The sequence below is a fragment of the Hymenobacter translucens genome (genome assembly GCF_020685205.1).
Taxonomy (GTDB): domain Bacteria; phylum Bacteroidota; class Bacteroidia; order Cytophagales; family Hymenobacteraceae; genus Hymenobacter; species Hymenobacter translucens.
Genome location: NZ_JAJERB010000006.1, coordinates 37,921 through 62,388, shown reverse-complemented (window position 1 = coordinate 62,388; position 24,468 = coordinate 37,921). Strand labels below are relative to the sequence as shown.

Here is a 24,468-nt window from a genome sequence, read left to right as displayed (position 1 = left end):
TAACAACGACTCGTTCAGACTTGATCAGGTTCTTCTGCTCCGCTTCGGGATGACAGACCACATTAAGTAGAACGAAAAAGCTTGCCGCTTAAAGCTGATGGCTTGCCGCTCAGTTTGGCCCGGATTATGTAAAGGGCCGTACAAGTCCAATTCCCTACGCCATTTCTTCGCCATGAAACGCCTCACTCTGCTTGCCTTCGCTGCTGCCACGCTGTTTTCCGCCACCGCCGTGCAGGCCCAGACCAAAGTAAAAACCAAGTCCAAGTCCGATGCGGCCGGGGTTTCGGTTAAGTCGAAAACCAACACCGGCGCCGTGGTGCTCGACGGCCCCGTGAAGCGGGTGGAAACCCTTTCCGGCATCGACGTATTCCCGGACCCCACCACGGGTACCATCATGCTGAGCTTTACCCAGCAGTTCACGCAGCCCGGGACTTTGGTGATGACCAACTCCCTGAACAAGCCCATCTACACCACCGCCCTGGACCCGCAGAACAACACTGGCCAGCCCGTGGACCTGGGCCGCATCTCGCCCGGCGTGTATATGGTTGAAGCCAAAACCGGCAACTACGTGTACTGGAAGAAGGTGCGCATCAAGTATCCCGCCGCTCCGGTGCGCCGCCGCCGCTAAGCCACCGCCCTTGCTTAACCTCCGCAGCCGCCCTGGTTGCGGAGGTTTCTTTTTGACCGTTGCACTTCCGGCCGCCCCGCGGCTATTCCGGAAGTGTGGCCCGCCTCCTTACCTTTCGGCTCCCTTGCCCTTTCTATGAACAGCCTTTCCCTTGTTTTCCGATCCACGCTCCCACTCGTGCTGGCGTTGCTCACGCTGACTGCCGCCGCGCCCGGGCTCAAGCTGAAGAAAACGACAATCAACAAAACCCTCACGGTGGGTGTGCCCGCGGGCTTTATTACCCTGCCCGACGAAGGCATTGCCGTGAAGTACCCGGCACCCCGCAAGCCCCTGGCCGTATTTACCAATCCCAGCGGCCGCGTCGACTTCAGCGTAGCTCAGAAGCCCACCACCTTCGCCAGCCGCGACTATGGCCTGCTGCTGAAAATCTACAAGGCCAGCATCCAGAACATGTACACCAAGGTGGACTTCCTGAGCGAGGATATCCGCACGGTGAACAAGCGCGACTTCGTGGCCCTGGAGTTTGTGTCGGCGGTGGCCGACAACCGCCGGGGCAGCAACCTGGCCCCCATCCGGCGCTACCAGTTTGTGCAGTACGCCATTCAGGGCGACCAGCTGCTGGTATTTACCTTCAACTCCCCGGCCGACGAGCAGGCCCAGTGGCAGCCCACCGCCCGCGCCGTGATGCAAAGCATTGCACTGAAGGAGAAGTAGTTGTTGGTTGTTTATTGTCCGTTGTCAGGTCGTTCATGAGCCTGTCAACGGGCAACTATCAACGGACAACTATCAACGACCAACCAACAACCATGCACGAGCCCTACATGCGCGAGGCGCTGAAGCAGGCCCGCTACGCGCTGGCGGAGGATGAGATTCCGATTGGGGCCGTGGTGGTGCTCAACCAGCAGATTATAGCCCGGGCCTACAACCAGACCGAGCGGCTCCGCGACGTGACGGCCCACGCTGAGATGCTGGCTCTTACGGCCGCGGCCAATGCTTTGGGCAACAAGTACCTGACCGATTGCACCCTGTACGTGACGGTGGAGCCCTGCGTGATGTGCGCAGGGGCCACGTTCTGGAGCCAGGCCCGGCGGGTCGTGTATGGTATTGGGGAAGACAAGCACGGCTTCCAGCGACACGGCCGCCTGCTGCACCCGCGCACAGAGCTGGTAAGCGGGGTACTGGCCGAAGATTGCGCGGCCCTGATGCGCGAGTTTTTTGCCCGCAAGCGTAAATAACTACTTTTGACCGGACAGGCAGCCGGTGGACTTTCCACAACCCCAGCTGCCCTTCTGCGGTTATAGCTGCACCACCCTATTCCGGCTTCTTTTTACCAACCCCTAAATTCAAAGACCATGGCTTTCGAACTCCCCAAGCTGCCCTACGCCTACGATGCCCTCGAGCCCCAGATTGATGCGCAGACGATGGAAATCCACCATAGCAAGCACCATCAGGCTTACGTAACCAACCTCAACAACGCCATTGCCGGCACCGAGCTGGAGAATCAGTCGCTTGAGGAGCTGATGCACAACATCGCCAAAGCGCCGGCCCCGGTGCGCAACAATGGCGGCGGCCACTTCAACCACTCCCTGTTCTGGACCATCCTGTCGCCCAACGGCGGCGGGGAGCCCACCGGCCCGGTTGCGGAAGCCATTACCAAGTCGTTCGGCTCCTACGAGAAGTTCAAGGAAGAATTCACCAAGGCGGCCACTACCCGCTTCGGCTCGGGCTGGGCCTGGCTGTGCAAGCAGACCGACGGCAACCTGCAGATCTGCTCCACGCCCAACCAGGACAACCCGCTGATGCCCGACACCGGCTGCGGCGGTACTCCCCTGCTGGGCCTCGACGTGTGGGAGCATGCCTACTACCTAAAGTACCAGAACCGTCGCCCCGACTACATTGCGGCCTTCTACAACCTCATCAACTGGGACGAAGTAAACCGCCGCTTCAGCGCGGCCCAGTAGACTTCCCCGGCCAGAAAAAGCCCGCTCCGGATTCCGGAGCGGGCTTTTTTACTTTTAGCAGGACAGGCTCCTCAGCGGCAGGGCGTTGCTAGACCGAGTCCAGGGGCTTCAGATAACTCTGCAGGGCCTGTACGTAGGCTTCGAAGGCGGCCACGCCCCGGGGCGTGATGGCGCAGCGGGTCAGCGGATAGCTGCCGTCCAGCTCCCGGGTCAGGGTCAGGTAGCCGGCGTCCTTGAGCTTGCCGAGCTGCACGCTCAGGTTGCCGGCGGTGGCGCCGGTCTTTTCCCTGAGGAACGTGAATTCGGCTTCGCGCACGCTCAGCAGCAGCGACATCACCGCCAGCCGCAGCTGGGAGTGCAGCAGCGGGTCGAGGTCCTCAAACGGCGCGGCCACGGCGGAAACGTGCTTTGAGCAGATGCCCGGGAATAATGTAGCTCAGCAGCACGGCAGCCAGCAGGAGCAGCTGAGTCTGGAACGGTACCAGAAAGGCGACGGTAGCCAGCAGCCAGCAGGCCGCGCCCCCGTAAACCAAGGGCTGGAACCGCAGCGCCCCGCCTGACACAAACGTGCCTAGCCCGTAGGGCCCGATCAGCAACGGATAAGCCAGCTGCCAGCCGTATACCGAGCCAAAGCCGATGACCATCACCAGCAGCACGCCCATGCCAGCCCAGAAGCCCAGAAACTGTCCGACCGGCGTCCGCACGGTCTGGTTCTTTTTCAGCCGGTAATGGTAGATCAGGACGACCACCGTACCCAGGGGCATCAGCAGCCAGGGCAGCCACGGCCGCTCGTAGTCAGCCAGCATCAGCGCGTAGTGACTCAGCGCGGCGGCCAGCACCAGCCAGCCCCAGAACAGATAGTCAAACGAACGGTCGCTCAGATCTTTTTTGGCGGCCTGAATCATCCGCTGGATGAGCGCCAGGCTTTCGGGCCCGGACAAAGGTTTTTTCAGTGAATTCCATAGGGTAGAAGGGGTAAAAGACGAAGCAAGGGCAATGGGCAGGCTTAGCGGGTTTCAGCCAGCAGATCGAAGAAGGGGTTTACCCGCAGCTCATTGGCCGGCTCGGCCGGGGCCGCACTACGGGTCTTCTGCCTGCCGACGGTTCGGACCGGGGCACCCGGGCAGCCTGCGTCAGCCACCAGCGCCGCACGGCCACGCCGTACAGCACCGCGATGCTAACCGAGAACCAGATGCCCATCCACAGCGCCGGCAGCAGCCAGCCGGCCACCCCACGAGCAGCAGGGCCAGAGTTACAGCCGCCAACTGAGCGGCGGCACCAGTGCGGATGGGGGTTCCGGCGTCCGGATGGTGGATAGCAAGGTTGGTTTTCATGGCAACACACCGGTTATCGACGAATGATGCGAGAAGCATAAACCAGTTTATGATATACACCACACCACGTTGTAAACTTTATTTTTAACCCGTGTTTTTCCTGGGTTTCCCCCATCTCCCCTCGTTTCTGATTTTAGTTATCTTTGACGGCCCCGGTCCCCACTGACCGGGCGTTTTGTTTTCCCACTCTTCTTTTCCTTTCCCCCTCAAGCCCACCTGCATGAATACCAAGCTCCGCCTGATTGTACTGAGCTTTCTCCAGTTCTTTATCTGGGGCTCCTGGCTGATAACTATTGGCGCGTACTGGTTTCAAACCAAGCAGTGGTCGGGTGCCCAGTTCGGCGCCATCTTCTCCACCATGGGCATTGCGTCCATCTTCATGCCTTCCCTCATGGGCATCGTGGCCGATAAATGGATCAACGCCGAGAAGCTGTTTGGGGTGCTGCACATCCTGGGCGGCATCGTGCTGTTCACCGTCCCGATGGTCGACGACCCGGGCACCATGTTCTGGGTGATGCTGCTGAACATGATTTTCTACATGCCCACGCTGGCGCTGTCTATTGCCGTTTCCTACTCAGTGCTCAAAAGCAAGGGCGGCGACGTGGTCAAGGACTATCCGCCCATCCGGGTGTGGGGCACCATCGGCTTTATCGTAGCGATGTGGACGGTCAGCCTGCTTGGCTTCGAGAAGTCGTCCAGCCAGTTCTACATTGCCGCCGGGGCCGCTATTCTGCTGGGCATCTACTCGTTTACGCTGCCGGCCTGCCCTCCGCCCTCCAAGAACACCTCCAGCCGCTCCCTGGTAGATGCCCTGGGCCTGAAGTCGTTTGCTTTGCTGCGCGACCGGAAGATGGCCGTCTTCTTTTTGTTTGCCCTGCTGCTGGGTGCCGCGCTGCAGCTCACCAACGCTTACGGCGACACCTTCCTGCACGATTTCGACCAGAACCCGGCTTACAAGGACACGCTGGCGGTGAAGTACCCGGCCATCATCATGTCTATCTCGCAGATTTCCGAAACGCTGTTCATTCTGGCCATTCCCTTCTTTCTGCGCCGCTTCGGCATCAAGCAGGTAATGTTCTTCAGCATGATTGCCTGGGTGCTGCGCTTCGGCCTGTTTGCCTACGGCGACCCGGGCAGCGGCCTGTGGATGATTATCCTCTCGTGCATCGTGTACGGCATGGCCTTCGACTTCTTCAACATCTCCGGCTCGCTGTTCGTCGAAACCCAGACCGCATCCTCTATCCGGGCCAGCGCCCAGGGGCTGTTCATGATGATGACCAACGGCTTCGGCGCCGTGCTGGGCAGCTCCATCAGTGGCATCGTGATTCAGAAGTACTTTACCAACCCCGTCGACCAGACCAAGGACTGGCACAGCATCTGGCTCACCTTTGCGCTCTACGCCCTGGTGATTGCCGTGCTGTTCATCATCGTGTTCAAGCACAAGCACGACCCGCAGGCAGCGGAGAGCACACAGGCCGAGCCCCTGCTGGCCGCCGAGTAAGCGGCCGGCTGCATCAGTTCGAGCTTGTCTGGCTGGGAGCCCGCCGGTGATTAGAGCAGCCCTCCCGGCATTTGGTATACGAAGAGTATAAAAACAGTCTAAAAACAGCATAACAAAAAACCCGCCTGGCAGGCTGCCAGGCGGGTTTTTTGTTATGCTGTTTTCAAAACAAGGCCGCGAGAATCCGACGACGCGGTTGCTTACGCGCTCCGGCCCTGCCGGAAAAGCTAAGTGCTATGAGCTATTCGCCAACAGCCAAGTGAGCTTAGAACTGCTCGTCGGCGCCGAAAAAGAAGCTGCCTTCGATCTGGGCGTTTTCGTCGGAGTCGGAGCCGTGCACGGCGTTGGCCTCAATGCTCTTGGCGTACTTTTTCCGGATGGTGCCTTCGGCGGCCTGGGCCGGGTTGGTAGCTCCGATCAGGGTGCGGAAGTCGGCCACGGCGTTGTCCTTTTCCAGAATAGCGGCTACGATCGGGCCCGACGACATATAGCCAACCAGGTCTTTGTAGAAGGGACGCTCAGCGTGAACTTCGTAGAATTTGCCGGCGCGCTCGGCCGTCAGCAGTACTTTTTTGAGCGCCACGATGCGGAAGCCGCCTTGCTCGATCATGCTCAGGATACCACCGATGTGGTTTTCCTGAACGGCATCGGGCTTAATCATCGTGAAGGTGCGGTTAGTAGCCATTCGTAAAAAAGAGGGTTGAAACAGAAAGAAGGGAAGTCCGGCTCCGGACATTCGCCGCCGCAAAAGTAGCCGAAAGCCGGCAAAGCACCCGCAGCGAACTGAAAGCAGGAACAAGTTTGTTACAGTGGCTGATTATTCCGGAATATTTCCGATTTTTGCCGCCTTGTTTTCGGCGCAAATAACCGAATTTCAGCCACCTATCAGTAGGCAATGTCCACAATCACCGCCCTGAAGGAGTTGCTCGCGCAGCCCCGGCAGATTTTCATCACTACCCACCACAAGCCTGACGCCGACGCGCTGGGCTCCTCGCTGGGGCTGGCGGGCTACCTTCGCAAGAAGGGCCACCACGTCACGGTTGTGACGCCCTCCGACTACCCCGATTTCCTGGCCTGGATGCCCGGCAATGAGGACGTGGTCGTGTACGATGCCCGGAAAAACGACGCTCAGGTGCGCGACATCATCGGCACGGCCGAGGTGCTCTTTTGCCTGGACTTCAGCTGCCTGGGCCGTATCAGCGAGATGGGCGAGTACATCCGTACGGCGCCTGGCACCAAGGTGCTCATCGACCACCACCTGGAGCCCGAGCAGTTTGCCGACCTCGACTTTTCCAACCCCAAGGCGGCGGCCACGGCCGAGCTGGTGTTTGAAGTTATCCGCGACCTGGGCGACCAGGCCCTGATCGACCGGGGCATCGGGGAAAGCCTGTACGCCGGCATCATGACCGACACCGGCTCGTTCCGCCACCCCAGCACCTCGCGCAACGTGCACCTGATCATTGCCGAGCTGCTCGACGCCGGCATCGACCTTTCCGCTGTGCACCGCCGCATCTACGACTCCCACTCCGAGATGCGCCTGCGCTTTCTGGGCTTCGTGCTCAAAGACAAGCTGGTAGTGCTGCGCGAATACAACACGGCCTACATTGCCATCACCCAGGACGAGCTGCGTGAGTACCAGTCGAAAACCGGGGACACCGAGGGGCTGGTCAACTTCGCGCTCAGCATCGAGGGCGTCGTGTTTGCCGCCGTGCTTATCGACCGGGGCCCGGCCGTCAAGATTTCCTTCCGCTCGGTGGGCGACTTCTCGGTCAATGAGTTTGCCCGCAAGCATTTTCAGGGCGGCGGCCACCACAACGCCTCCGGCGGCATCAGCCACGACCCGCTCCCGGCTACGGTGCAGCGCTTCCTCGACTTGCTGCCTGAGTACCAGACCAAACTTGTGACCGCGCCGCTGGCTGTTGCGCCGCCTTCAGTGTAACTTGCCCAAAATTTTCCTTCATCCTCTTTTCTTTTTCATGCTCCTCCAACGCAATTTTCTGTACCTGGCCCTGGCAGGTGGTGTTCTGGGTTTCTCCTCGTGTAATAAAGGTGGTGGCGACTTTGCCAAAACCAAGTCGGGTATCGAGTACAAAGTCTTCAAAAGCGAGGGTGGCAAGTACAGCTCCCGCGAAGTAACCCCCGAGGGCGACGCTACCTACAAGGACCGCACGGGTAAGATCATGGCGCTGAACGTGGAGTACCGCACAGCCAAGGACTCGGTGCTGTTCAACTCGCGCAAGCAGCAGATGGGCATTCCGATGCGCATTGAGTTGCAGGAAGTGAAAACCAAGGGCGGCATCGAAGAAGCCATTGCCCTGCTGCAGCCCGGCGACAGCGGCGTGTTCCGTTTTAACGTGGACACCATCTTCGCCAAGTCGTTCAAGCAGCCCGTGCCCCCCTTCATGAAGAAGGCCGGCAACACGATGACGATGTACGTGAAGGCCGAGAAGATTCAGAGCCGCGAAGAAGCTACCGCCGACCAGCAGAAGATGATGGAGGAGCAGCAGCGCAAGATGATGGCCTACGCCGAGCAGCAGCTCAAGAAGGACGACGTGATCCTGCAGGACTACATCAAGAAAAACAACCTGACCGCGCAGAAAGACCCCTCCGGCATCTACTACGTGGTAACCCAGACCGGCACCGGCGCCAAGCCCAAGCAGGGCCAGACGGTGAGCGTAAACTACAAGGGCACCCTGCTCGACGGCAAGGAGTTCGACTCCTCGGTGAAAAGCAACGCCGGCAAGCCCATCGAATTCCCCCTGGGCGTAGGCCAGGTGATTCCGGGCTGGGACAAGGGCATTGCCCTGCTCAACAAAGGCTCGAAAGCCACCCTGCTGATTCCTTCGTCGCTGGCGTACGGTCAGCGCGGAGCCGGAGCCGACATTCCGGCTGATGCCGTGCTCCGCTTCGACGTGGAACTGGTTGACGTTAAGTAATTCTTTCGTTGCCGCCCCTGCCCGGGGCGGCAACTTCTTTTCTGCACCTATGCTTTCCTTCCCCGCTGCCTGGTCGCGCCTGCGCGTTGCTCCCCTCCTGCTGTTGCTGCTGAGCCTGGTTTCGGCCTGCACCAAGGAAAAGGACTACGGCCCCATCGACGAGGAGCTTATCAAGCAGTACATCAGCGACCAGAAGCTGACCGGGGCCGTGCGCCTCGAGTCGGGCCTGTACGTGGTGCCGGTTACGACGGCCACCGGCGTGCAACCCCGGACCGGTCAAACGGTATCCGTACTGTACACGGGCATGCTGCTCGACGGCACGGTGTTCGATGCCACTTCCCGCCGGGGCAACACGCCCTTCGACTTCACCCTGGGCGTCGGCCAGGTGATTCAGGGCTGGGATCTGGGCATCGCGCAACTGAACAAGGGCAGCAAGGCCATCCTGCTGATTCCTTCCCGGCTGGGCTACGGCCCGAAGGGAGCCGGCGGGGGCTCGATTCCGCCTAACGCCGTGCTTCGCTTCGACGTGGAGCTGGTGAACGTTCGCTAACTAATGATTCGGCGGCCGACTGGTTTTGCGACCACAGCCGCCATTTAAGGAGAAAATGATGACGATGAAGCTACTGGGCCGCCCCCTCCTGATCCGCCTGCTGTCCCTGTTGCTGGCCGCCGCCCCCGTGGCCCTGCTCGGAAGCTGCAACACTGAAAATGTCCTGGCCAAAGCAGCCCGGGAGCACGAGGAAGAGTTTAAGAAAATTGATGACGGCCTCATCATGGCCTACCTCACCCGCCACAACATCACCAACTACCAGCGCCTGAACTCCGGCATGTACCTGGTACCCATTACCGAGGGCACCGGCACCGCCGTAACCAGCGGCAAGACGGTAGAAGTGAAATACATCGGCAAGTTTCTGACCGCCAACCGCGACGGGGAGATTTTCGACAACTCCACCGACAACCGCACTCCCTGCGGCTGCATCAGCTTTGTGGTGGGCGCCGGCCGCGTGATTAAGGGCTGGGACCAGGGCCTGCTCTCGTTCAAGAAAGGAGACCGGAAACTGTTGCTGATTCCCTCCTACCTCGCCTACGGCCCCACCGGCTCCCGGCGTCCCGATGGGTCGTACGGCATCCTGCCGGATACGCCGCTGCTGTTCGATATGGAAATTCTGAACGTTCAGTAAGCTACCGATGAAGCGCAGGCTGTTTTTCCTGGTGCTGGGACTGGTTCTGCTGCTTTCGGCCGGAGCCCGGGCCCAGCAAGCCCGGCCCGATACGGTCCGGACGGACAGCGGCCTGCGCTACGTGGTTCATCAGCGCGGCCCGGGCAGCCTGCCCAAGCCGGGCTCCCGCATCGTGGCCCACTACACGGGGTTTCTGCCCAACGGCCGCATGTTCGAAAGCTCCGCCACCACGGGTCCGCTGCGCTTTCGGCTGGGCCGGGGCGAAGTTATCCGGGGCTGGGACGAGGTGTTTGCCCTGCTGCCGGCCGGCAGCCGGGTCCGGGTCTGGATTCCGGCCGCGTTGGCCTACGGAGCCAAGGGTGTCCGCAACCCCGACGATGAAAGCCAGTACCAGATTCCGCCCGACACCGACCTGATCTTCGAGCTGGAGGTCGTCAAGATTAAGTAGCGGCGCTATGCCCTTGCACAAAAAAGCCCCCGTCGGAACCGACGGGGGCTTTTTCTTTCAGGCTTTATTCGGACTCGGCCAGCACTTCCGACAGCACGTCGAGGGAGCGGATGTCGCCGAGCTTCTCGATGTGCAGCTGGTAGTAGCGAATCAGCACGTTAATCAGCTCCCGGCGCACCCGGCCGTTGGGAATGGTAGCCGAAGCCGGGTCGCGGAGCAGTTCGTCGAAGTGCTTGTCAAACTCCCGGAAGCGCAGGGCCGCCGGCCCGGTGGGGCCGGCCCCACCGGGCACTGACGAGGAAAACGCCACCTGGGACGTTATTTCCTCTCCGGTCTCGGCCCCGAAGCCCAGGTACATAGCCAGCTGCAGCAGAAACACCAGCGCGAAGTTCTCGAAGCCTTCCTGCTGCTGGTCGAAAGCCAGAATGGAGTCGTGCAGGAAGTTGAACAGAGGCTCGTTTTCTTCCTCCTCCAGCACCGTGCGCCCCACTACCTCCGAGAGGAACAGCACCACGCTGCTTTTGCGCATATCAAACGGAATCGAGCTGAACGACTCCGAGCAGCGGAACTCCGACAGGCGGGTGATGCCGCCCTGCCGGGCCGTGTAAGCGACCAGGTCGAGCATGGTGAAGGGCTGAAACAGCGCAATCCGGCCCGGGGGCTTGGCCTTGCGCACCCCGTTCACGATGTAGGTCTGCAGGCCCAGCCGCTCGGTGTACACCCGGGCAATAATTGAGGTTTCGCGATACTTGATGTAGTTCAGAACGATACCCCGGGTTTTAATCAGCATGGCTGTTTTTAATTAGTAATTACGAATCAGTAATGAGGAATTGATTCAGCCCGTGGCTGGTGACCCGCTGAAAAAAGCCTATCGGGGCTCTTCACTCAGGACGTACCTTCTTCACGAAGAAGCCGTGCGAACTACAACACCAATTCTTAATTACTAATTCTTAATTATTAATTCATCATTCAGCCACTACCGCTATTTTGCTGATGCAGCCGTTTTTGCCATCGGCATCGGAAGAAAGCACCAGGTACACGCCCGACTGCACCTTGCGGCCGTTGTAGTCGGCCAGGTTCCAGGTGACCCCGCCCCCACTGGCCCGGGTCTGGTAGACGAGCTTGCCGGTGATATCAGTGATTTTGACGAAGCCGTTGTTGGCCAGCCCGGTGATGCCCACGACCCCGGCAAAGTTGGTCCGGACCGGGTTGGGTGACACCCGGGCGCAGTCGGGCTTGCCTTCGGTTACGGTGGCAGTGCCCCGGTAGGCTACTACGCCGGCGTCCGTGACCACGAATACTTCTCCGGTTTTGTCGTTTACCGCCACGTCCACAATGCGGTTCGACGGCAGGGGGCTGTTTTCGGTGGTAAAGTGCAGCAGCCCTTCGTCGGCATCTTCGGAGAAATACCACAGGCCCCGATCGGTGCCAAACCACTTCCGGTTGCTGCCATCCACGGCTACGGCCCGCACCACCTCGTCGCGCAAGGCCGGAAAGCCTTTGCTCAGGCCATACATAACGGTGGGCGTACTGAACGTGCTGGGTGGGCCGCCCTGGGGTAATGCCAGGCTGGGGTCGGCAAAGTAGGCTACCCCTTTGGACGTGCCCACCCAGATTTCCCCTTTCCGGTCGCGCACGATGTCGTACACGTCGCCGGCGGGCAGGCCGTCCGCTTCCGTGAACTTCCGGACTCCCAGGCTTTCCTTGTCGTAAAACGTCAGGCCGTTGCCCAGCCGGCGGGCTTCCGTCACCCAGGGGTTGCCAAAGTCGTCGAGGGCAATGCGGTCCAGGTTTTCCGAGCCGGGGAAGTGGCGGATGGCTGCCCAGTTACCGCTTACCGGGTCGTAGACGTGCAGGCCGGATGTCTGCGGCAGCTGGTGGCGGTTTACCACCCAGAGCTTACCGTCGGCATCCACGGCCAGGTCCGTCACCCGCACAAACTTCTGGTAGTTGGGGTCGGTAACCGGCAGGGCGCTTCGCAGGGTGCTGTTCGTGACTCCGAACGCCTGAAACTTACCGGGGCCCTCCCACTTCAGAACCCCGTTGCCGTAGCTGCCGATGTAAAGCGTGCCGTCGGCCGTGCGGGCGCCCCGGGTCAGGTCCTTGGTGTTGGGAAACTGGGTGAGGTCCGGAATCGTCTTGTTGGTGATGTTGGTCCAGCGCCCTTCCTTGTACTCGTAGAAGCCGCCGAAATAGTCGTTCTGCACGTAGTTGTCCTGGTGGCCGCCCGTGAAGACGGTAACGGTGTTGGTGGCCGCGTCAGCCAGCACGCTGAACGCCCGCGCCTCGGCCGGACCATTGGTGAGAAAGTTCTCGAACTGCATGCGGTCCGTGGTGCGAACCAGGCCGTTTTCGAAGTCGCCGATGTAAATGTCGCCGTTGCGGCTGCGCAGCACCGCCTGGGGCTGCACAAGCAGCGGGCTGCGCAACGGCGTAACGGCCCCGGTGCGGGGATTGTAAATCAGCACCTTGGCATTGGCCGGGGCCGACTGCCGGGTAGCCAGCAGCAGCCCGGCCCGGGAGGGCGTCAGCTGCTGATATAAGTCGGCGTAGATGCTGAAGATAGGCTGCCAGCCCCGGCCCGTACCGCCAAAGCGCAGCAGGTTCCCGAAGGTTTTGCCCGCGTACACCTTGCCATCCTGGGTGGCCAGGGTCTGGTAGGGGTTGCCGGGCGCCCCGGGCTGGTCGATGGTCCATTTGCGGTAGTCCACCAGGTTGTCGCCGCCCGTGCCGATCCGCCCGCGCATCAGGCCGGCCGACGTAGCCGCGTACAGGGAGTCGCGCAGCACGGTGGTCGAGAATACCTGGACGGCCGTGCCGCCGGGGCCGATGTTGGAATACGTGTCCCGGATTTCCAGCTTGACCAGATCGAACACGACCAGGCCAAAGCTGCACGACAGGTAGGCCAGCTTGCCGCTGACGTAAATCGTGTTGATAATTTTGTCGCCGCTGATCTGCTTGCGGGCAATGTCGCTCACGTTCTGAATCGTGCCGTCGGGCCGCAGCACGTCGATGTTGGCGCTGCGGTAGGCGACCAGCACCTGCCGGCTCACCGAGTCGTACGCCACCGTATTCACCCGCACGTCGCTCAGTCCGTCGCGGCGCGAAAGCAGGCGGGTCGTGTTCAGCTCTTTGTCGAAGTAAAAGAAGGCATCCTCGGCCGCTACGTATACCCGGTCGCCGGCATCGGCCAGGGCCCGGACCCGGTTGGCCGGCAGGTGCAGCTGCCAGTCGCCGAAGCCCGCCGTGCTTTGTGCCCGGGCCGACGTGCCGGGTGCGGCCACGGCTCCGAGCAGCAAGCAGCACCAGAGCAGGGCGGAAGCAAAGCGAAAACGGGCAGGGCGTAGCGAAGATATCATCGGCGGGAAATAGCAGTAGTCAGCAATGGAAAAGTAACGCCGGCCAGGGGGCTTTAGTGCTTCGCGGCCGAGCTTATCGGCTCCACCGCCTTTTCCTTCATGCCTTCCAGAAAACAGGGCCGGCACCGGGCCTCGTAGGAGTCGGTTTCGCCGAGCAGAATTTTATCTTCTGAAGCCGCAATGCGGTAGGAGTACGACGCAATTTCACCGCAGCACACGCACACGGCATGCACCTTGGTCACGAACTCGGCCACCGCCATCAGGGCCGGCATGGGGCCGAAGGGCTTGCCCATGTAGTCCATGTCGAGGCCGGCTACAATAACGCGCTTGCCACGGTTGGCCAGCTGGGTGCACACTTCCACCAGCGACTCATCAAAGAACTGGGCCTCATCGACGCCCACCACGTCGCAGCCCCCGGCAAGCAGCAGCATTTCCTGGGGCACGGCCACGGGCGTAGACCGGATGCTGTTGGCGTTGTGCGACACCACGTCTTCGGCGTGGTAGCGGGTATCGAGGGCGGGCTTGAAGATTTCGACCTGCTGGCGGGCAATCTTGGCGCGGTTGAGCCGGCGGATCAGCTCTTCCGTCTTGCCCGAAAACATGGAGCCGCACACCACCTCGATCCAGCCCCGGCGGGAGGCTGCGAGGCTGGTGCCGACGCGGGGTTCAATAAACACAGGAGTGGGGAATGAGTGAATAAGCGAATGAGCGGCCTCATTCGGAACCTCTAAAGTACGGCTTTCGACGGGGCGGGCAAAGAATATAGCCGGGCCGTACTGGGTCGGTTCGCGATTCGAAACTCTACTCCCACCGCCCCGCGCCGACGTCAGAGCCGCGTCGGGCTATTGATACCTGACATGCGGGAGCCGGGTGGCCCGGGGCACGAGGCCGGTCACCTCGCCGGCGGGCAGGCGAGCCTGGCAGGTAAGCCGCTCGTGGGGCTGGAGCCGGCCGGCCAGGTGGTAGCGCAACTCCGCGTCGGTGGGCGGCGTTAGGTGTTCCTGCCCGCTTACGACTTCAATCCGACAGGTGGTGCAGCGCCCTTTCGCCCCGCAGGCATGCATCCAGTCGTGGCCGCAGGCCTGCAGCGTAGCCAGCAGCGTAGCACCCGGTGATACCTCCAAAGAAGTCGCGCCAGGCAGGTTTTGCACGTTTAGAGTGGGCATCTTTCCCTAACTTGCCCGTTGAATCCAGGCTTTTCGATGAACGACAAATATAGTCAGACCAAACGCGAACAGTACGGCCTCCGGCTGGCCGCGCAGCTCTGCAACCAGCATTTCGACGCCCAGCCCGACGCGACCCTCGACGGGCCCGCCGTCCTGCGCTTCACCCCGGTCCGGCAGGTAAATCTGTTTGTGGTGCAGCAGTTGCTGCAGCAGTGGACCGCCGAGATGGGCAAGCTCCGCAGCCCCTACTTCAACTTCGAAGCCCCCGACGTGCGCCAGGCCCTGACGCAGTTTATGAACATCCTGTCGCGCCGCATCAAGCTGGCCCGCCCCGCCTACGAGCCCCTGCTGGCCCGCGCCATCACCGACACCCTGACAATGGCCATCGATCCGGTGGCCACGTTCGAGCACAAGCTGCTGGGCAGCCAGCCCACGGCCACGGCCGAGCAGCTGCGCGAAGGGCTGCGCTACCTCGACCTCGACAAAGACCTCTATAAGGGCTTTGTCGATACGCTCACGCCCGGCTCCGCCCTGGAGCGCGACTTCCTGCTGAACCGGTTCCGCCTGCACCAGGAAGCCAACTACAAAAGCCACCAGCCCCTGGAAAAGCTGGTGGCGGAGCTCAGCGCCCTGCTGCCCCTCACCGAAGCCGACCTGCGCGAGGATGGTCCGGTTTCGGCCGCCAAGGCTCCGGAAGCGCCGAAAACTGCAGAAGTACCCCGGTTCGTTTCCCCGGCTCCGGCTCCTGAGCCCGCACCGGCTCCCCCGAAAGCCGAACCGGCCCCGGCTGCTTTGTCTGAGTCCACTGCCCCGGCGCCGGTAGCCGCCTCTTCCGCCCCGGCTGCCCCGGCGACGGTTGTGCCCGCTCCTGCCGCTCCCGCCGCCATTCCGGCCGCTGCGGCCCCTGTCGAAGCCCCGAAGCCAGCGGCCGAACCTTCCCGGCCGCTTACGGAAGCTGCGCCGGCGGGCGTACCGCTTTACGAAAAGCTCAAGGCGGAGAATCCCGGGTCCGTACCGCTGGGAGCCACACTGCGCACCGAGCGCCCGGCGGCTACGCTGGCCGACAAAGCCGCGCCCAGGGTGGAAAGCCTGCGGGAAGCCATTTCCATCAACCAGCGCTTCAGCTTTATCAACGAGCTGTTCAATGGCGAGAACATGGAGTACCACACCGCCATCCAGCACCTCGACTCCCTGCCCACGGCCACCGCGGCCAAGCGCTACGTCAGCGAGGATTTGACCACCAAGTATGGCTGGGTGCGCAAGGAAGAGCACGTCAACAAGCTGCTCAAGCTTATCGACCGGAAGTTTGCTTAGCGCCAACGGAGCAGCGCCTGGCCTTCAGACAGCCCCGGCTATATCCACTGCTGGATAAAGCCGGGGCTGTCTGGTGCTTGGCGGGCCACCTTGCCGCCTTGCCGCAATAACAATTAGATAAAGCCGTGTTCATCACCAGCTAACGTGCCGGTCCGAAGTTTCGGAGAGTTCTTTCCCGACACGTTATGGATCTGATCACGAGCTTTCCCCTGCCCGTACCCGCTGCCTGGCAGACGGGCACCCGCCGGCTGCTGTTTCCCCTGCTCCGGCAGCTAACCCATCTTCGGCAGCTGCAGCAGCTGTACGCGCAGACCCAGCACCTCACCGGCCTCGACTTTGTGGCCGCCCTGCTGCGCAGCCTCGGCGTACGGGTGCAGTTCGACCCTGCCGAGCTGCGCCAGGTGCCGGCTACCGGGGCTTTTATCGTGGTTGCCAATCATCCCAGCGGCCTGCTCGACGGGCTGGTTTTGCTGCACGTACTGGGGCAGGTACGACCAGAGGTGCGGGCCGTGGCCAACGACCTGCTGGCCCCCCTGCTAGCCCAGCTGGGTGAGCAGTTCGTGCTGGTGCAGCCCGATGCCGGCGGAGGGCCACGCAACACCCGTGGGATGCGGCACCTGCTGCGCTTTCTGCAGAACGACGTGCCCCTACTCCTGTTTCCCGCCGGCGCCGTAGCGCACCGGCCGGGTTTGTTTAGCCCCATCGAGGAACCGGCGTGGCATCCCACGGCTGGCCGGCTGCTGGCCGCGGCGCGGGTCCCGATTCTGCCGGTCTGGGTGAGCGGACAGAACAGCGTTTCTTTTAGCTGGCTGGGGCTGCTGCACCCGCTGCTGCGCACCCTGCGGTTGCCGGCGGAACTGCTCAACAAGCAGGGCCTCACCATCCGGCTGCGGCTCGGCGTTCCGGTGCTCCCGACCGAGGTGCAGCGCCTGCCGGCCCCGGCCCTGCTGCCGCTGCTGCGCACGCGGGTTTTCGCCCTGGCAGGCCAGAACAAGCTGGTGGCGGTGCCCGAACCGCCGGCCGTAATTGCCGAAACCCCGGGCGGGCTGCTGGCCGCCGAAATTGACGCGCTGCGCCCGAAACGCCGGCTGGTCGTTTCCGGCATGTGGGAGGTGTACGTGGCCAAATCCCGGGAAATTCCGCAGGTGCTGCGCGAGATTAGCCGTCTGCGCGAGCTTACTTTCCGGGAGGAAGGAGAAGGCACCCAGCAGGACCGCGACCTGGATCAGTACGATACCTACTACCGTCATCTGTTTCTGTATGACCGGCAAGCGGGCCGGCTGGTGGGGGCTTACCGCCTGGGGCAGGGGCCGGAAATTCTGCGCCGGTTTGGCCGCCGGGGGTTTTACCTGCACTCCTTGTTTCACCTGAAAAAAGAACTGAAGCCACTTTTGCGCCAGTCCCTGGAGCTGGGCCGCTCGTTTATCCGGCCCGAATACCAACGCCAGCCCCTGCCGCTGCTGCTGCTCTGGCAGGGAATTGCCACCTACCTGAGCACCCACCCCGAGTACCGCTACCTGATCGGGCCGGTCAGCATCAGCAACCGGTTTTCGCTCCTGTCCAAAGCCGTAATGGTGGAATTTATCCGGCGCCACTGCTTCGACCGGGAACTGGCCGCGCACGTGCGGCCCCGCAAGCAGTTCCGCTACCAGCCCCTGCCCGGTCAGGTACCCGTCGCCGACCTGCTTCAGGAGCTGAACACTGTGGAGACGCTAAACCGGTTGATCGGCAGCCTGGAGTGCGGCGGACTGGGCGTACCCGTCCTGCTGCGGCACTACATGCGGCAGAATGCCCGCTTTATCGGCTTTAACCTGGACCCGGGCTTCAGCAATGCGCTGGATGGCTTTATCGTCCTGGACGCCGGCACCCTGCCCGCCCGCACGCACCGTTTGCTGGCACGGCAGGCAGTGAAATAAGCGGTTCTGACAAGCCGTCAGCAGACTTTTACCCTCTTCCAAGCTGATAGCCCTACTCCTGGCTACTTCCCTGCTGTAGATGGCCCCCGGCGGGGAGTCTGAAGGATCGGGGTTGCCCGTCACCACCGCTCGTCAGTGAACTTCTCGCCCGTAGGGCCTGGTGCAGGACCGACCAGCAGGTACAGGTCGCGCCCGCTAAAAAAGCAGCAAAGGCCGGCACTACTACTCCGGCCGGCGGTAGAGGCGGAAATACATCTGCCCTGCCCGAACCTCCTGCACCATCACCCAGCGGGTGCGCAGCGTTTCCAGTTCCTGGTCGGAAAAGCCGTTCATCACGTTCGACTGCAGCAGGTAAGGGTTCCGGCTTAGATCTTTGGGGGCAAAGCGGCGGCAGTCAGCTGCGAGGTCGGCCTGGCAGAGCGGGTAGGCGTTGGGAAACTCCGACCCGACCTGGCCTAGCGGAATCCGGTGCGCGTTGAGGTAAGTGAGCATCTGCCGGCGCAAGCCGAAGTACGGCAGGTGGGCCAGCGTGCCATCCCAGCCTTTCGCTATGGTCTCGGGATACACCCAGAAGTGCCCGCTCAGCAAGCTTAGCAGCAGGGCGGCGTACACCCAGCGACCCGCCCGCAGCCGGGGCAGGTAGTACAGCACATTTAACGCCAGCAGCAGGTAGGCAGGCAGAAAGTAGCGGTGACCGATGGGGTTGGCATACGGCACGAATGATGAGCTTACGACCAGCACCGGGGCCAGCAGCGCCGCCAGCAGCACGGCCGCGTCGCGGCTGAACACCAGCTTCCGTCGCAACACCTGCACCCCGATGACCAAAGCGGCCAAGCCCAGGGCTACCCGGCCGAAGTCGAGCAGGCGCCAGCCGATGATGCCTATGTTGCGCAGGCGCACGGACCAGCCTACCACCTGCGTATTCCCGGCCCAGGCCGAGCCGGCGTGGTAAATCACCCAGCCATAGGCCTGGTAGTGAAAGGCCAGCCAGGCGCACACCAGCAACGTGGCCGGCACGTAGGGCAGCCCCCAGCGCAGCCAGCTGCTTAGCCGCCGGCCTTCCCGCCAGGGCTGCAGCACCACAGCGTCGGTCAGAAAGAGGGCCACGATCAGCAGGGTGCCCCTGGTGCTGAGCAGCCCCAGCGGCAGCAAGCTTAGCGCCAACCACCCGCGCCGTCCGCTCAGCTGGCTGTTAAACGCCAGCAGGTAGCAGAATACCATCAGCACGTCGGCCGACACCAGGGCGCTTTGCCCCAGCAACGTGGGCTCGGCCACCAGCAGCACGGTGCCCGGCAGCACCCAGGCTGGGGGCAGGAAGCGCCGGGCCAAGCGGTACAGCTGCCAGATAATGCCCAGCAGGGCAGGCAGCATCAGCCAGTGCCCCACGGGCAGGGAGCGGCCGAAGAGCTTCCACGCGCCGGCCAGCAGCAGGCCGAGCAGGGGCGGGTGGCCCGAGTCATAGCTTTCGGGCACGAGCAGGTGGCGGAAGCCAGTGTCGTAGTACCACTGCGCGTAGCGCGACGCCTGCAGCACCCCGTCCCAGAAAAAGCCATTGTCGGCCACCACGGCCGTCAGCGCCACGGCGCCCAGGGCCAGCAGCAGCAGCAGGTAGCGGTGGGAAGCAGGAAGGAAAGCCGGGTTCACTGGATAACGGTGAGGTAGTACGGCCCAAAGAAAGTCGGAAATGAGTCGACGCGCGCGGTGCGGAAGCCGGCCAGCAAAGCCGCGTTCTGGTTGCCGTACACCAGTTGGGCCCGGTCGAGCAGGCGCGGGGCGCCGAGGGTGTTGGTATACACTACGCGCTCCGCCTGGCGCTGGGCACGCAGCCACTGCCGGAACCCCTCCGCCGTACTGTCGGGGCGCTGCACCAGCAGCGTGGGCGCGGGCAGCACGTTGGCCGGACCGGCGGGGTTGCCGGTGAGGTAGTGCAGTTGGTTGAGCACGAGGTTGTGGTTGTCGAGCAGAAACCAGGCCCGGGGCTCCTGCTGAATCCGGCTCAGCAGTCGGGTATGGTTGGTGAATTGCAGCAGGCGGGCCGGCACCAGCCCGAAGGCCAGGTTCCAGAGCAGCAGCGCCCCGCCCGCCACGGCCACGCTGCGCGCCGGCAGGTTCAGCTGACTAGCGGCCACCGCCAGCAAAGCCGGCAGCATCACCATAAACTCGGCGTTGCCGTCGGAATACGCGGCGAAAAGCAGGTGCAGCACCAGAATCAGGGCGTGCACTAAGCATATCTGACCCCACAGCGGACTTGCTGGTCGCTTTTCCGCTTGCCTGCCCCGGCTTTGCCGGCGGACCTGCCAGGCGGCATACATCAGCAGCCCCACCACTATAAGGGGTACAGCGAGCAGGCCCGGCAGACGCTGCACCAGGGCCAGGGTGGAGCCGTGTACCTGCCCGAACGTGCGCACCACATTAGCCCCCGTCAGCAGCAGACCCCGGCCCGACACGCCCCCGCCGGCCCCGGCGTAGTAGTCGTGAAATACGAAATGCCACAGCGCATCCACGGTCAGCGGCAGGTTCCAGGAGGGCAAAGCCAGGGCGTAGGCCAGGGGCACCAGCAAAGCCGGCAAGGCATAGGTCAATAGGGCTTTTGCCTTCGCAGTTGCCAGCCAGACCGTGCCCAGCAGGAGGCCCAGCCACCAGAATACGTGAACCTGATGCAGCAGGCAGGCCAGCGAAGCCAGCAGGCCCGCGCTGAAAAGCAGCCCGGCCGGCCGGCCAGGGAGGAGCAGGTACTGCACCCAGCACCGGCTGGCCGCCAGGGAGAGCAGCAAAGGCAGAATGTAGGTTTCGGCCTCGGTGGCAAAGCGCATCACCCCAAAGCTGCTGCCTACAACCAGCACCCAGGCCATCGCCAGCGGCCGGCCCCGCCCCAGGCGGCGCAGCAGGCAGTACAGCAGCGCCAGGGTTGCCCCCGCCGCCAGGGCGTTCAGGGCCTGCACTGCTGCCAGGGCATCGGGCCGCAAACCGGTGAGCTGCAGCAGTTGCAGCCAGAGCCGGCCCGCCACGTTGAACAGCAGGTGGTGGGGCAAAAGGAGCTCGTGCCCGTAGCGCACGCAGGCGGCATAGTACCACGCGTCGAGGCTGGAGTTCCGGGTAGGCAGCAGCAGGTAGAGCCCGGTGAGGGCGGCTATCAGCACAAGGGGCTGACGGTTGCTGGCGGTTGGCTGTTGGTTGATGGTGCTGGGGTAGTTAGGTGTTCCGGTGTTGGGTTGTCTGTTATCCTTGATCTGTCGTCCGCCTACGGAGGACCTAATCAGCTTTGAATAACTGATCTGACAATGGCTCGTTCCCCGGTGCTAAGGTTCTTCGTTGCTGCTTGATGCGCGGAATGCTCAGGATGACAGCCACGAAAAACACAAAACTGAGCAGCTACCAGCCCATAGCTATCAGCTTAAAAACTACCGCACCAGATCCTGCTTGCGGTAGGCGTCGATGGCGAGCAGGATGAAGAGCAGCACCGTGAACGACCAGAGCGAAGAGCCCCCGTAGCTGAAGAACGGCAGCGGAATGCCCACCACCGGCGCCAGGCCGATGGTCATGCCGATGTTGATGCAGAAGTGAAAGAAGATGATGCTGGCCACGCAGTAGCCGTAGGTGCGCCCAAACACCGACTTCTGCCGCTCGGCCACGAACACGATGCGCGCCAGCAGGGTCATGAAAAGGATGATGACGGTGGCCGTGCCCAGCCAGCCCCACTCCTCGCCTACCGTGCAGAAGATGAAGTCGGTGCTTTGCTCGGGCACGAAGTCGAACTTGGTCTGGGTGCCTTCCAGGAAGCCCTTGCCCACCAGGCCGCCCGAGCCGATGGCAATCTTCGACTGCGTCACGTTCCAGCCTACGCCCAGCGGGTCGGCGGAGGGGTTGATGAGCACCTCGATCCGCTTGCGCTGGTGGGGCTGCAGCACGTTGTTGAAAAAGAAGTCGACGCCGAACACCATCCCGATGACCACTGCCCACACGCTCAGCGACAAGGGCAGGTGGTGGCGGAATACCTTGGGGTTGAATACGAAAACCAGCGCCAGCACCACGGTAAAAGCCCCGAACAGCCAGATCTTGGGCACCAGCAAGGCCAGAATCAGAATGACGGCGGCCGCGGCCAGGATGATGAGGATCAGCGGGGACATCCCCTCCCGGAAGTACGCCAGCAGGAAGGCGGCAAACACCAGGGCCTGCCCGGTTTCGTTGGCGGCAATAATCAGCGCCGGGGGCAGCAGCGTGAGGCCGGCCAGCACCAGCTGGTCGCGCCAGTTCTGCTGACGCAGGTTGATGCCGGCCATGTAGCGCGACACGGCCAGGGCCGTAATGAACTTGGCAAACTCAGCCGGCTGCAGGCGCACCGGCCCCAGCTCCAGCCACGACCGGGAGCCGGCAATGGGACGGGCAATGAAGGGCGTGATGATGAGCAGGGCAATCATGATTCCGTAGAGCACGAAGGCAAACGTGTCGTAGGCCTTGTAGTCGACCACCACCAGCACCACGATGAGCACCACGGCCGTGCCGATCCAGAGCACCTGCTTAAACCAGTTGAAGGCCATCAGCTCCGAGAAGCTCAGCCCGGCGCCCAGCGGGGGCGCGTCAGGCGAGTAGGAGGCCGCGTACACGCTCACCCAGCCCAGCAGCACCATCAGCGCATACAGGCCCACGGTGACCCAGTCGAGGCTTCGGTTATAGCGAACTTGGGAAGGCATTCCTTATTGGTTGGTTGTTAGTTGTTAGTTGTCCGTTGTTAGAAAAAAACGTCCTGACAACGGACAACTAACAACGAACAACTACTTACCGGTGTCGGATAAACTTATCGGCGGAGCCCTGGAGCCAGAACTCCCAGCGCTTGCGGATGACTTTCCCGCGCAGGTACTTCTCAATCATCAGCGACGCCAGCGGGGCGGCGGAGTTGCCCCCGAAGCCGGCGTTTTCGATGAACACGGCAATGGCAATCTGCGGGTCGTTGGCCGGGGCAAAGGCGGCGAAGGTGGCATGGTCGGGACCGTGGGCGTTCTGCACCGTGCCGGTCTTGCCCGCCACCGAGATGCCGAACATGGCCAGGCTGGCAAACTCCCCGGTTCCGCCCCGCCCGTCGACCACGGCCTGCATGCCGGGAATGATGGCCCGGAAGTGGCTGGAGTCGACGGCGGTGTAGTGCCGCTCCCGGAACTGGGGCAGAGGTCCGCCGTTGCCGATGCGGCGCACGAAGTGCGGGGTGTAGTAGAAGCCGCGGTTGGCAATGGTAGCCATGATGTTGGCCATCTGCAAACCGGTAATACCGATTTCGCCCTGCCCGATGCTGAGCGAGTACACCGTCTTGAAGCCCCAGCGGTGGAAGCCGTAGCGCTTGTCGTAGAACTCCGGGGACGGAATCAGGCCCTTGCGCTCCTGGGGCAGGTCCACGCCGAGCTTGTTGCCCACCCCGAACGACATCACCTGCTCCCGCCACACGCCCAGCCCCAGACGGGCATCCTCGGCCCGCTTCGGGGAGCGGCCCCGCAGCACCATGGCCCGCATTACCTGGTAGAAGTAGGGGTTGCAGCTGTTTTTGATGGCAATGCTGACGTTGCGCGGGGCTTCGTGCCGGTGGGTGCAGCGCACCAGCCGCCAGTTGCAGTCGAAGGGCGTTTCGGGTTTCACCACGCCTGCCTGCAAAGCCACCAAGGCGTTTACCAGCTTGAACACCGAGCCCGGCGGGTAGGTCGCCATCAGGGGCCGGTCAAACAGCGGCAGCTCGGGGTTGCGCAGCAGCTCCATGTAGCGGTTGCCCATGCCCTTGCCGGTCAGCACCGAGGGGTCGTAGAACGGGGCCGACACGAAGGCCAAGATTTCGCCGGTTTTGGGGTCGAGGGCCACCACCGTGCCCCGCTTGCCCAGCATCAGCTGCTCGCCGTACTTCTGCAGCTCGATGTCGATGCTGGTGTGCAGGTCCTGCCCGGCTACCGAGAGCGTGTCGAACTCCCCGCCCCGGAACGCGCCCTTCTCGATGCCGCGCACATTCACCATCCGGTACTGCACGCCCCGCCGTCCCATCAGCGTCGACTCGTAGAACGCTTCCAGGCCGGTGATGCCGATGTTGTCGCCGGGCAGGTACTTGGCGTACTTGGGCTTTTCGAGGAATGCCGGCGTGATGGCGCCCACGTAGCCCAGGGCGTGGGCCAGGCTCTGGGTGCGGTAGGAGCGTGCCATCCGGGCCTTGATGCTGAAGCCGGGAAAGTCGATCAGGTTGTCCTGCACCGCGGCCAGCTCGGGCGTACTCAGGTTCTGCACCAGGGGCGAGGCCTTGACGCGGGAGTAGGCCCGGGCGGCCTTCAGGGAAGCGCGCAGCTCCTCTATCGGCAGCTGCAAAAGCTGGCAGAAGCGCAGGGTGTCGAGCTGCTTTACTTCCCGGGGCACCACCATCAGGTCGTACACGGGCGTGTTCTGCACGAGCAGCTGCCCGTTGCGGTCATAGATCAGGCCACGGTAGGGTACCTGCACGATGCGCTGCAGGGTATTGCGGTCGGCCGCCAGCTTGTAGCTTTTGTCGAGAACCTGAATGTAAAAGAGGCGCGTCCCGAACACCAGTGCCACCGCCAGGAAAATGGCCAGCACGACGAACTTGCGGCCTTCGAGGTATTGCAAAGCGAAAGAAACTGAGGATGAACGGGCTCCCGGCCGGCAACCCGTTCACAAAGATACGCCAGCCGGCGGGCTAAGCGAATGCGTGAAGAGGTGATTTAGCCAGCGGCGTCCATCC

23 protein-coding genes are annotated in these 24,468 nt (G+C 62.6%); 12 read left to right on the top strand and 11 right to left on the bottom strand.

Annotation, left to right across the window (positions count from 1 at the left end):
- Positions 1-172: 172 nt before the first annotated feature.
- The 4 genes from LJY25_RS13880 (at position 173) to LJY25_RS13865 (ending at position 2,589) form a co-directional block, all read left to right on the top strand.
- Positions 173-628: a T9SS type A sorting domain-containing protein gene (locus LJY25_RS13880; RefSeq protein WP_227608956.1), complete on the top strand. Its 456-nt coding sequence runs from the start codon at positions 173-175 to the stop codon at positions 626-628.
- Positions 629-763: 135 nt separating this feature from the next.
- Entirely contained in the window at positions 764-1,342 is a 579-nt protein-coding gene (locus tag LJY25_RS13875; RefSeq protein WP_227608955.1) for a DUF1795 domain-containing protein, read from the top strand.
- A 92-nt stretch (positions 1,343-1,434) separates the two neighbouring features.
- Complete coding sequence (locus tag LJY25_RS13870) at positions 1,435-1,863, top strand: nucleoside deaminase (protein ID WP_262908811.1); 429 nt, start codon at positions 1,435-1,437, stop codon at positions 1,861-1,863.
- 117 nt (positions 1,864-1,980) lie between these two features.
- Positions 1,981-2,589 (top strand): superoxide dismutase, encoded by a 609-nt coding sequence (locus LJY25_RS13865; RefSeq protein ID WP_227608954.1) that lies wholly within the window; start codon positions 1,981-1,983, stop codon positions 2,587-2,589.
- Positions 2,590-2,677: 88 nt separating this feature from the next.
- Here the strand turns inward: LJY25_RS13865 and LJY25_RS13860 are convergent, their stop codons facing one another.
- A complete protein-coding gene (locus LJY25_RS13860) occupies positions 2,678-2,983 on the bottom strand; it encodes a winged helix-turn-helix domain-containing protein (protein WP_227608953.1) in 306 nt (101 codons plus the stop codon).
- Positions 2,967-3,530 carry a hypothetical protein gene (locus tag LJY25_RS13855; RefSeq protein WP_227608952.1) on the bottom strand — a complete coding sequence of 188 codons (564 nt, stop codon included), beginning with the start codon at positions 3,528-3,530 and terminating at the stop codon, positions 2,967-2,969. Before LJY25_RS13855 ends, LJY25_RS13860 begins: the two co-directional genes overlap by 17 nt.
- A gap of 613 nt (positions 3,531-4,143) precedes the next feature.
- Between LJY25_RS13855 and LJY25_RS13850 the strand changes: the two genes are divergently transcribed.
- Complete coding sequence (locus LJY25_RS13850; protein ID WP_227608951.1) at positions 4,144-5,424, top strand: nucleoside permease; 1,281 nt, start codon at positions 4,144-4,146, stop codon at positions 5,422-5,424.
- Positions 5,425-5,689: 265 nt separating this feature from the next.
- On the opposite strand, the gene LJY25_RS13845 is transcribed toward LJY25_RS13850, so the two are convergent.
- Positions 5,690-6,109, bottom strand: a complete 420-nt coding sequence (locus LJY25_RS13845; RefSeq protein WP_227608950.1) for a nucleoside-diphosphate kinase — start codon at positions 6,107-6,109, stop codon at positions 5,690-5,692.
- A gap of 210 nt (positions 6,110-6,319) precedes the next feature.
- On the opposite strand from LJY25_RS13845, the gene LJY25_RS13840 reads away from it, so the two are divergent.
- From LJY25_RS13840 to LJY25_RS13820, 5 genes are read left to right on the top strand one after another with little or no spacing between them, the layout of a single operon-like run.
- On the top strand, positions 6,320-7,363 hold the full coding sequence (locus tag LJY25_RS13840) for a DHH family phosphoesterase (protein WP_227608949.1): 1,044 nt from the start codon (positions 6,320-6,322) through the stop codon (positions 7,361-7,363).
- 37 nt (positions 7,364-7,400) lie between these two features.
- Positions 7,401-8,360: an FKBP-type peptidyl-prolyl cis-trans isomerase gene (locus tag LJY25_RS13835; RefSeq protein ID WP_227608948.1), complete on the top strand. Its 960-nt coding sequence runs from the start codon at positions 7,401-7,403 to the stop codon at positions 8,358-8,360.
- Positions 8,361-8,409: 49 nt separating this feature from the next.
- Complete coding sequence (locus LJY25_RS13830; RefSeq protein WP_227608947.1) at positions 8,410-8,910, top strand: FKBP-type peptidyl-prolyl cis-trans isomerase; 501 nt, start codon at positions 8,410-8,412, stop codon at positions 8,908-8,910.
- 55 nt (positions 8,911-8,965) lie between these two features.
- A complete protein-coding gene (locus LJY25_RS13825; protein ID WP_227608946.1) occupies positions 8,966-9,541 on the top strand; it encodes an FKBP-type peptidyl-prolyl cis-trans isomerase in 576 nt (191 codons plus the stop codon).
- Between the two features lie 7 nt (positions 9,542-9,548).
- Positions 9,549-9,989 (top strand): FKBP-type peptidyl-prolyl cis-trans isomerase, encoded by a 441-nt coding sequence (locus tag LJY25_RS13820; protein WP_227608945.1) that lies wholly within the window; start codon positions 9,549-9,551, stop codon positions 9,987-9,989.
- 64 nt (positions 9,990-10,053) lie between these two features.
- On the opposite strand, the gene recO is transcribed toward LJY25_RS13820, so the two are convergent.
- The 4 genes from recO to LJY25_RS13800 form a co-directional block, all read right to left on the bottom strand.
- The gene (gene recO / locus LJY25_RS13815) at positions 10,054-10,779 is read right to left on the bottom strand and encodes a DNA repair protein RecO (RefSeq protein ID WP_227608944.1); all 726 of its coding nucleotides are present in this window, start codon (positions 10,777-10,779) and stop codon (positions 10,054-10,056) included.
- Between the two features lie 175 nt (positions 10,780-10,954).
- Entirely contained in the window at positions 10,955-13,348 is a 2,394-nt protein-coding gene (gene porZ, locus LJY25_RS13810) for a type IX secretion system anionic LPS delivery protein PorZ (RefSeq protein WP_227608943.1), read from the bottom strand.
- 53 nt (positions 13,349-13,401) lie between these two features.
- Positions 13,402-14,025: a thymidine kinase gene (locus LJY25_RS13805; RefSeq protein WP_227608942.1), complete on the bottom strand. Its 624-nt coding sequence runs from the start codon at positions 14,023-14,025 to the stop codon at positions 13,402-13,404.
- A 165-nt stretch (positions 14,026-14,190) separates the two neighbouring features.
- Positions 14,191-14,514: a 2Fe-2S iron-sulfur cluster-binding protein gene (locus LJY25_RS13800; protein ID WP_227608941.1), complete on the bottom strand. Its 324-nt coding sequence runs from the start codon at positions 14,512-14,514 to the stop codon at positions 14,191-14,193.
- A 36-nt stretch (positions 14,515-14,550) separates the two neighbouring features.
- On the opposite strand from LJY25_RS13800, the gene LJY25_RS13795 reads away from it, so the two are divergent.
- Both LJY25_RS13795 and LJY25_RS13790 read left to right on the top strand, forming a co-directional pair.
- Positions 14,551-15,828, top strand: coding sequence for a hypothetical protein (locus LJY25_RS13795; RefSeq protein WP_227608940.1), 1,278 nt, complete (start codon positions 14,551-14,553; stop codon positions 15,826-15,828).
- A 185-nt stretch (positions 15,829-16,013) separates the two neighbouring features.
- Entirely contained in the window at positions 16,014-17,744 is a 1,731-nt protein-coding gene (locus tag LJY25_RS13790) for a lysophospholipid acyltransferase family protein (protein ID WP_227608939.1), read from the top strand.
- Positions 17,745-17,966: 222 nt separating this feature from the next.
- On the opposite strand, the gene LJY25_RS13785 is transcribed toward LJY25_RS13790, so the two are convergent.
- From LJY25_RS13785 to mrdA, 4 genes are all read right to left on the bottom strand, one after another.
- A complete protein-coding gene (locus LJY25_RS13785; RefSeq protein ID WP_227608938.1) occupies positions 17,967-19,388 on the bottom strand; it encodes a hypothetical protein in 1,422 nt (473 codons plus the stop codon).
- Positions 19,385-20,884, bottom strand: a complete 1,500-nt coding sequence (locus LJY25_RS13780; RefSeq protein WP_227608937.1) for a hypothetical protein — start codon at positions 20,882-20,884, stop codon at positions 19,385-19,387. Before LJY25_RS13780 ends, LJY25_RS13785 begins: the two co-directional genes overlap by 4 nt.
- A gap of 261 nt (positions 20,885-21,145) precedes the next feature.
- Positions 21,146-22,435 (bottom strand): rod shape-determining protein RodA, encoded by a 1,290-nt coding sequence (gene rodA / locus LJY25_RS13775; protein ID WP_227608936.1) that lies wholly within the window; start codon positions 22,433-22,435, stop codon positions 21,146-21,148.
- Positions 22,436-22,520: 85 nt separating this feature from the next.
- Complete coding sequence (gene mrdA / locus LJY25_RS13770; protein WP_227608935.1) at positions 22,521-24,353, bottom strand: penicillin-binding protein 2; 1,833 nt, start codon at positions 24,351-24,353, stop codon at positions 22,521-22,523.
- Positions 24,354-24,468: the final 115 nt, after the last annotated feature.